The 7,724-nt window shown below is 48.0% G+C and carries 9 protein-coding genes and 1 riboswitch; all 9 genes read right to left on the bottom strand.

Translation table 11 applies throughout. The annotated features are described in order from the left end of the window. Window positions 1-239: 239 nt before the first annotated feature. On the bottom strand, window positions 240-2,294 hold the full coding sequence (locus tag STRDD11_RS03930) for a cation:proton antiporter (RefSeq protein WP_128835619.1): 2,055 nt from the start codon (window positions 2,292-2,294) through the stop codon (window positions 240-242). A gap of 12 nt (window positions 2,295-2,306) precedes the next feature. Beyond that, window positions 2,307-2,561, bottom strand: coding sequence for a hypothetical protein (locus tag STRDD11_RS03925; protein ID WP_128835617.1), 255 nt, complete (start codon window positions 2,559-2,561; stop codon window positions 2,307-2,309). A 1-nt stretch (window position 2,562) separates the two neighbouring features. Continuing rightward, complete coding sequence (locus STRDD11_RS03920) at window positions 2,563-3,117, bottom strand: tRNA 5-(aminomethyl)-2-thiouridylate-methyltransferase MnmM (RefSeq protein ID WP_128836275.1); 555 nt, start codon at window positions 3,115-3,117, stop codon at window positions 2,563-2,565. A 184-nt stretch (window positions 3,118-3,301) separates the two neighbouring features. Beyond that, on the bottom strand, window positions 3,302-3,778 hold the full coding sequence (locus tag STRDD11_RS03915) for a hypothetical protein (protein ID WP_128835614.1): 477 nt from the start codon (window positions 3,776-3,778) through the stop codon (window positions 3,302-3,304). A 154-nt stretch (window positions 3,779-3,932) separates the two neighbouring features. Next, window positions 3,933-4,868, bottom strand: a complete 936-nt coding sequence (locus tag STRDD11_RS03910) for a tRNA modification radical SAM protein MnmL/YtqA (protein WP_128835612.1) — start codon at window positions 4,866-4,868, stop codon at window positions 3,933-3,935. Window positions 4,869-4,913: 45 nt separating this feature from the next. Beyond that, a complete protein-coding gene (locus tag STRDD11_RS03905; RefSeq protein WP_206512684.1) occupies window positions 4,914-5,213 on the bottom strand; it encodes an MGMT family protein in 300 nt (99 codons plus the stop codon). Window positions 5,214-5,276: 63 nt separating this feature from the next. Next, a complete protein-coding gene (locus tag STRDD11_RS03900) occupies window positions 5,277-5,927 on the bottom strand; it encodes a phosphatase PAP2 family protein (protein ID WP_128835607.1) in 651 nt (216 codons plus the stop codon). Beyond that, a complete protein-coding gene (locus STRDD11_RS03895) occupies window positions 5,917-6,474 on the bottom strand; it encodes an ECF transporter S component (protein WP_128835604.1) in 558 nt (185 codons plus the stop codon). Before STRDD11_RS03895 ends, STRDD11_RS03900 begins: the two co-directional genes overlap by 11 nt. Before the next feature lie 133 nt (window positions 6,475-6,607). Beyond that, window positions 6,608-6,842: riboswitch (FMN riboswitch) on the bottom strand. A 103-nt stretch (window positions 6,843-6,945) separates the two neighbouring features. After that, window positions 6,946-7,452, bottom strand: coding sequence for a tRNA (cytidine(34)-2'-O)-methyltransferase (locus STRDD11_RS03890; protein WP_164828365.1), 507 nt, complete (start codon window positions 7,450-7,452; stop codon window positions 6,946-6,948). Window positions 7,453-7,724: the final 272 nt, after the last annotated feature.

Raw genomic sequence — 7,724 nt, 5'->3', positions numbered from 1 at the left:
CCGTTTTTGAGGTTACAAGTTTGAGTTATAGCAATGAGCTTTTTCTTAATTCTTTGTAAGAATTTATAAAATTTTTACAAAGAAAATGGAATTTGTCTACGTTCTGTGGGAACTTCGTTCCCTTTATCCGCAACCTTCAACAGTCTACTAGACTGTTAAAGCAAGGCGAGCTAACAAAGTAATAAAAGATACACGAAATGACGATAAACCCCGCTGGTTTCAGTTCCAGCGGGGTTCTTTTAGCGGTTTCTGGCATAATTCATCATGTCATAAGGCAGGGTATTGGCGGTTTCTTTGAGCGAGTAGTTTTCCAGATTATTGACATTCTGACGCAGATGCTTGGCATAGCTGGCAGAGATGAACTTCTTCTCTTCGTATTCAAAGATAATCTTTCTCTCCAGATAATAGCCCCGCAGCATTTCGTCAATATTATTGGGCTTGATGCGGGTGATAACCCGCTCAATAAAGGCGCCGCTGCCGATAATCTCCGTCTCGCGCAGACGAGAAGCCTGCAGGAAGCTGACCAGTGCGCTCTGATAGACACCCTTCAGATTTTCCAGACTCTCAATGATGACTTCCGTATTGGCCAGATAGAGCTCAGCGATTTGGTCAATATCCTCAGCAGTCAGGCGGCGATTGCTGCGGTTGCTCCAGCTGCGCAGGCGGGCTCCCAATGTCACCAGCTCATGGACAAGGACCCGCAGAAGACGCAGACTGACCAGAAAGAAATAGGTAAAGCGCGAAGCCCAGTTGCGGTTGATGCCCTGCTCCATATTGCGCAGGTAGCGCTGGTAGGCATGGTAGCTGCGGTTGCTGATTTTCCCTTCTTCAAAAGCCTGCTCCAAACCGTCATTTTCAATACTGAGGATGAGAAGTTTGAGGGCCGCCCAGTCCCGCTGCACTCCCTTGTCCTCCTGCTCCAGAATCAGGTTTTCAATTCGGCCGTGATAGTTGTCAATAGCCGCATAGAGAGGAGCTTTAGCCTTGGTGTGCTTGAGTTCCTCCTCCAATTCTACTACGACTTCATTTAAAATAGCGATGTGCATCAGGCGATCAGGCCCTTCTCCCCTATCCTCAGACAGATGAGGCAGGGTGACAATCCCCGTCAAAAAGCTGAGCAGGGTCACACCGGCAACCAGAAACAGCAAGAGCGGATACTGCTGCTCCAAGGCGGTCGGAATCAGCAGAATAGTGGCAATGGAGACCGTCCCCTTGACACCCGAAAAAGTCAGCAGCAGCATCTCTTTGAGATAATTCTTCAGGCTTTTCCCTAATCTGCGGGTCCGGTAAAAGTAGAGCCCCCAAATCATGACAAAGCGAATAGCAAAAAGCAGCACGGTCAGAAAGACAATGCTGACCAGCAGCAGGAGATTGTCATAGATGGGGCTTTTGAGAATCGGCTCGGCAATCATTTCCAGCTCCATGCCCAGAATGATGAAGACCGAGCCATTGAGCATGAAATTGACCGTATTCCAAATCGTATCCGTCACCGAATCCACCTGAGCTTCTAAGAGCGTAATCCGCTTAAAGCGGCTGGCCTTAAAAATACCAGCCACCACCACTGCGATAATGCCCGACACATGCAGCTCTTCTGCCAGAAAGAAGGTCATGAGCGGCAGACTGAGCTCCAGCAGCAGCTCACTGGCAATATCCGACACACGGGCGCTCATCAAAATCTTGTGCAGCCAGCGATTGAAGGCTGCCGTCAGCATGCCGACCGCAAAGCCGCCGATAATGGACAAGAGCAGGGACAGACTGGCCTTTTCCAGAGAAAAAGTCCCTGTCGTCCAAGCCAGCAGAGCCACCTGAAAGGCAACCAGCCCCGAAGCGTCATTGAGCAGGCCCTCGCCCTTGAGGATATTTTCCACCCGTTTGGGAAAGCTGAAACGCTCTGACAGGGAGGCAAAGGCCACCAGATCTGTCGGCCCCAAAGCGGCTCCGACTGCAATGCAGGCAGCCAAAGGCAGGACCGGCCAGAAGCTGTGGGCTAGCCAGCCCAAGCTCAAAGTCGAAACAAAAATAACTGGAAAAATCAGATACAGAATGATGTACCAATGCTTCAGAATACTGGTCACATTGCTCTCCTCAGCCTCCCGAAAAAGGAGGGGACCGATGACCAGAGCCAAAAAAAGCTCTGTATCCAGCTGAAAGCGCCCCAAGGGGATGAAAAAACCAACCAGTACCCCCAGAGCAATTTGCAGCAAGGGCAGGGGCAGCTTAGGAAAGATACGGTTGGTGACATTGGAGATGACCAGCAGGCTCAGAAAGATAATCGTATAAAGGAGGATTTCCATCAGCAGTCTCCCCTATCTTTCTTTGCAGCACTCTTGAAACAAAGCCTTCTGCTGAGAAATTTTCTGGTCAATCTTGGAGAGATCCCGATGTTCGATCCGTTTCTGACAGCGTTCCATTTCCAGACTGACCAATTTTTTCTTGATGCGCAGCATCTTTTTATTCATACGGGCTTCATCCAAGAAGCCGGCAGCTGTTTCGCCATTGGTGGACTCCACATATTTACTGCGAAGACCGGTCAGTTTTTCCTGCAAGTATTGCTTATCCATTTTAATCTTTTTCTTCCTTTAGTTTTTCAATCATGACCAAAAAAGGCGGATGATTGATTTGATTGAGGGTTTTGTAAAGCATGACAGTAAAAGCCTGCTGGGGTAACTGCCGGACAAAATCCAGCACCGCATCGCGCTCCCTATCCCCTCCTGCGTGGCCCTGGTAAATCATGACCGCCGCACGTCCCCCAACTTCCAGTCCCTGACAGACCTGATCCAGTGCCTGTAAAGTCGTCTGAGGCTGGGTGATGACTGACTTGTCAGCCGAGGGCAGGTAGCCCAGATTAAAAATCGCGGCCTTAAAGCGAGGCACATAGCGGCTCAGCTCTTCATGGCCGGCCAATATCAGGCGGACATTGTCCAGACCCGCCTCCTTCAGCCGCTGGCGGGTCTTGGTCAGCGCCTGCTCCTGAATATCAAAGGCATAGACCTGCTTGGCCAGCCGGGCCAGAAAGAGGGTATCATGCCCATTGCCCATGGTCGCATCCACGGCCACGCTCTGGCCATCTAAAACCTCCGCCAAAAAATCATGGGAAAGGTGAATGGGGCGTTTGATCATAAATAATTCCTTATCTGTTTACGGTCTAAGAGTGACTTAAGATAGTTATGAAAAAATGAAAATGGCTTTATCATCATTTCGTCTATTGGTTCATCACTATAATAGGGATTTTCAATCACAAAACGATATTGTTTGTGTACAATGAAAGCATAAAATTTATTGCCATTCTTCATAAAGTTATCTACTGCATTCCACCTATATCTTCGGGCACTACGCTTTGACACAGCCAATCAAGTTGATTAAAAAATCCTTTCTTTTCGTTCCTATCCATTCGTTTCTCTTCATAGCAATTGTTCAAAAAATCCTCAAAAAGAATCCTACCATCTGCAAATAGAAAGTAAATTGCTTGCGGACGTCTTGTTTCGGCTTGCTCAATCTGAAAGGAAAGTACACAATCTCCAACCATCTCAGTTACAGATCGTTCAGAATAACCTACTTTTCCATCTTTAAGGAAAAACTTTGCTTGCAAAATACAGTTTTCTTCCATTGCATACCAAGTTGTATTCGGAAATTTTAACATTACTTCTTGCATTAAAGCCTTTGGGTATTCAGCATTTCTGGTATTAAATTGAATTTGACAACAGTCATCAGATGTTTCCTCTATTGTTAAATCTATTAATACTGATGGTAAGTCCAGCCGATTCTTAGATATCGTCATTTAGTTTATCTTTTATTACTTTGTTAGCTCGCCTTGCCGTACGCCAGTACTGTCTGCGGCTCGCTGCCTCGTACTAAAAGCAAACTAAAAGACTATAAAATAAGAAGCCAATTCTTGTGTGCCGCTTAAATAATGATAAACAACTTGTCCCATTTTATCCTCCTTCTACCTTACAGCCCTGTCTGCTGCCGCGGCGGCGCATTTCCGCCTCAATGGCATTGAGGACTTCCCATTTATTGAGGCTCCACATAGGGCCTATCAGCATATCCCGCGGGGCATCGCCGGTAATTCGGTGGATGACGATGTGCTCAGGGATAATCTCCAGCTGATCGCAGACGATAGAGACATACTCCTCCTGACTGAGCAGCTGCAGCCGGCCCTCGTGATAGTCCCGCTGCATGCGGGTATTGGTCATGAGATGGAGCAGGTGGAGCTTGATGCCCTGGATATCATTGTCCGTCACACAGCGGCGGACATTTTCCAGCATCATCTCATGACTCTCACCCGGCAGGCCGTTAATCAGGTGCGACACGATTTCTGCCTTGGGAGCCTGCCTGCGGATCCGCTGGACCGTCTCCACATAGAGTTCATAGGAGTGGGCGCGGTTGATCAGATCCGAAGTTGCTTCATAGGTCGTCTGCAGCCCCAGCTCTAGGGTCACATGCATGCGCTCGGACAGCTCCGCCAGATAGGCCAAGGTCTCATCGGGCAGACAGTCCGGCCGGGTCCCTATATTGATGCCGACGACACCAGGCTCATTGATGGCCTGCTCATAGCGCTCCCGGATAACTTCCACTTTTTCATGGGTATTGGTGAAATTCTGGAAATAGACCAGATACTTCCGGACCTCCGGCCACTTGCGGTGCATGAAGTCAATCTCATGGTAAAACTGCTCCCGAATGGGTGCATCTGGGGCCACAATGGCGTCGCCTGAGCCCGACACCGTGCAAAAAGTACAGCCGCCGTGCGCTACCGTCCCGTCCCGGTTGGGACAGTCAAAGCCCGCGTCAATAGGAACCTTGAAGGTCTTCTCCCCAAACAACTTCCGATAATAATCATTGAGCGTATTGTACGATTTCATAGAGAATATTCTACCACAATTCAGCCAAATAAAAAAGAGAGTAGGGCATCCTCTTCATTTTTCCCATTGGTAGAGCTTCATATCAACAACTCCCGGCTTTTTGCAATCAACCCCTTCAGCCCAGAGCAGGGCCTCCTGATCCAGCCAGACCGGAGCCAGCCGGCCGGCTGCATTGACTACCCGGTGGCAGGGATGATGGCCGCCGTAGCGCTCCGCCTGACTGATGATTTTTGCCACCAGACGGGCATTTCGGGGACGTCCGACCAAGCGGGCAATCTGTCCGTAGGAAGCCACGCGCCCTCTGGGAATCCTGTCCACCAGATCCAGGACCTGCTGGGCCAGAGCTTGATTCAAAACAGTCATGTCACTCCTTTCCGCAAAAGCATATCAGAAAGGCCGGAAGCCCGGCCTTATTTCTCATTTCTGCTTACTCTTAAAGCGCCATTGAAAGCGCAGCTTGTCATAAAAAGGGAACTCAATATTGAGAATGGCAAAGCCCAGCAGCATGCTGGCAATGACATCTGTCGGATAGTGAACGCCCAGATAGACCCTAGACAGGGCAATGGTAAGAATATAAAGCAGCAAGCTTCCTTGCACCAGGCGCTTGATTGTTTGCTGCTGAATCCGCTGAGCAGCAATGATTATCAGGCTTCCGGCAACCAGAGTCACTGCCATGGTGTGGCCGCTGGGGAAGGAATAGCCCCCCTCTGTAACCAGATGCTCAATGGCCGGCCGCGGCCGCTGGTAGACCAGCTTAATCAGCTTAATCAACATACCATGCAGAACCAGATTTCCGGCCAGCAAGGCGGCCTCTGCTTTCCACTTTTTATAAAGGAAAAAGAGAAAGACAGCAGAGACCCAGATAATGATGCCGATAGGATCAATGGTACTGGTCACAATTTTGAAAAAAGCTGTCAGGCCAGCAGGCAGATCTCCCCGCAGCCAGGTCTGAAAAGACCCGTCAAAGCCGGTCAGCTGCTCAGGATAAAACTTGACTATATAGCCAAGAATGACGAAAAGTAAAAGGGCGAAAGAGCCCTTTGTCAGATAAGATTGTTTATTTTTCATAGCGTTTTAGAACGGGCTGCAAGAGCGTGTAAATCAGCCAAAAGACGAGAGCCCAGATTGCTCCTTCTAATAGGTTAAAGGGGATGACCATACTAAAGAGGTATTTGGACATACCGACCATCTGATTGATGTCAAAGTTGGCAAAGCGTGCATACAGCGGCACTGCATAGAAATAATTCATCAAAAACATAGCGGCTGTCAGAGCCAAGGTGCCCAAAACCGAAGCCAGTAAGTACCGGTTCAGAGTCTTGTCCCTCTTCCAGATAAGCGCAAAGGCTAGAAGAAAGACTGCCACAGCCAGAATATTCATAGGCAGACCAATCAAGGTTTCCGCACCGCGTCCATTTAAAGCCAGCTTCAAAACCGAGCGAATCAGCAGAACTGCAAAAGCACTTTTCAAATCCAGCATAACCAGAGCCAGCAAAATCGGAATAATCGAAAAATCCAATTTCAGAAACTCGACCACGAGCGGGATTTGATAAAACATGAGTAAAAATGAGAGTGCCGCCAAAACTGCAACAGTCGCCATTTTACGGGTATTTGTCATAACAGGTTCCTCCAATTTATAAAAATCAGAGAAGCCGGAAAGGTCATCAAAAGAAAGCTTGTCAGCTAACAGTTATTTAGTATAAGGCGCTGGCCTTAAATAAAGATTAAACGGCAAGATTACTTGACTGCCTCTCTGTCTTCTCCCATCCAGACTATACTGTCGGTTGTGGAATCTCACCACATCAGCTTGCGCTCGCGGACTTGTTTCAGCACTAGGAAATAGAGATTTTTCTTTTAGACGAGGCGACAAGCTGAAGGCATAACTGGAGTTAGGCAAAGCTCGTCAACAAAGTATAAAAGGAAAATATCATTTCCTAGTCAGAATTCACCGCCGGTCGGGACTCACACCCTGCCCTGAAGACTCTTTTATGATACCAAAAAAGGCCTGCCGGAGCAAGCAATTTGTTTGATGTAATTAAAATTGTTTCAACGAAAAGAAAGAGTAATCATTAACCTCCGAACAAGTCGATTACCCCTTCAGCTTATCCGCTTCATACTCATGCACCAAGTCCAGACTGGCAAAGTTCTGCTGGCGCAGGGCCTCGTAGACGATCATGCAGACAGCGTTAGAGACATTGAGGCTGCGGACATGCTGGTCATTCATGGGAATGCGCAGGGCTTTTTCCGGATGCCGGCGCATAAAGTCCTCAGGCAGTCCCTTGTCCTCTCGGCCAAACATAAAATAATGGCTCCCTTCCGCCGCAAAGTCCGTTTCCGCATAGACCTTAGGGGCAAACTTAGAAATCAGATAGAGCCGGCCGGTCATTTGAGCCATGAAGTCGTCCAGACTCTCATAGTAGGTAATGTCCAGCTTATCCCAATAATCCAGCCCCGCCCGCTTCATCTTGCGGTCGTCAATGGGAAAGCCCATGGGCTTGATAATGTGGAGCGGCGAGTTGGTCGCAGCACAGGTGCGGGCAATATTGCCGGTGTTCTGCGGAATCTGAGGCTCAAAAAGGACGATATGGTTTGTCATAAATGCTTTTCCTAGTATTTCCTTGAGATAAAAAAATAGCCACACTGCCCGGAGTCAAGCTCAGCAAACAGCGTGGTTAAAGCTTCATTAACTTACATCACAACAGGTTTGAGGTAAACCAATGAAGGTACTTATTTAGTATAACACTTTCCGCCTACAAGTCAACAGAAAAAGCTTAAAAAATGGTCTTTTTTTAAATTTTTTTCGCAAAATCATGTCAGTTTGATGAAAAATTATCACGATTATGAAAAAAAAGAAAAGGAAAGTTCTGG

The sequence above is a fragment of the Streptococcus sp. DD11 genome, assembly GCF_001578865.1.
Classification (GTDB): Bacteria; Bacillota; Bacilli; order Lactobacillales; family Streptococcaceae; genus Streptococcus; species Streptococcus panodentis.
Note: the sequence above shows the minus strand (reverse complement) of the source record. Positions and strands in the feature narration are given on the sequence as shown.

Coding starts and splice junctions, on each gene's coding strand:
- STRDD11_RS03930 (WP_128835619.1), bottom strand. CDS start 2,294: ATGGAAATCCTCCTTTATACGATTATCTTTCTGAGCCTGCTGGTCATC.
- STRDD11_RS03895 (WP_128835604.1), bottom strand. CDS start 6,474: ATGACAAATACCCGTAAAATGGCGACTGTTGCAGTTTTGGCGGCACTC.
- STRDD11_RS03925 (WP_128835617.1), bottom strand. CDS start 2,561: ATGGATAAGCAATACTTGCAGGAAAAACTGACCGGTCTTCGCAGTAAA.
- STRDD11_RS03900 (WP_128835607.1), bottom strand. CDS start 5,927: ATGAAAAATAAACAATCTTATCTGACAAAGGGCTCTTTCGCCCTTTTA.
- STRDD11_RS03915 (WP_128835614.1), bottom strand. CDS start 3,778: ATGACGATATCTAAGAATCGGCTGGACTTACCATCAGTATTAATAGAT.
- STRDD11_RS03890 (WP_164828365.1), bottom strand. CDS start 7,452: ATGACAAACCATATCGTCCTTTTTGAGCCTCAGATTCCGCAGAACACC.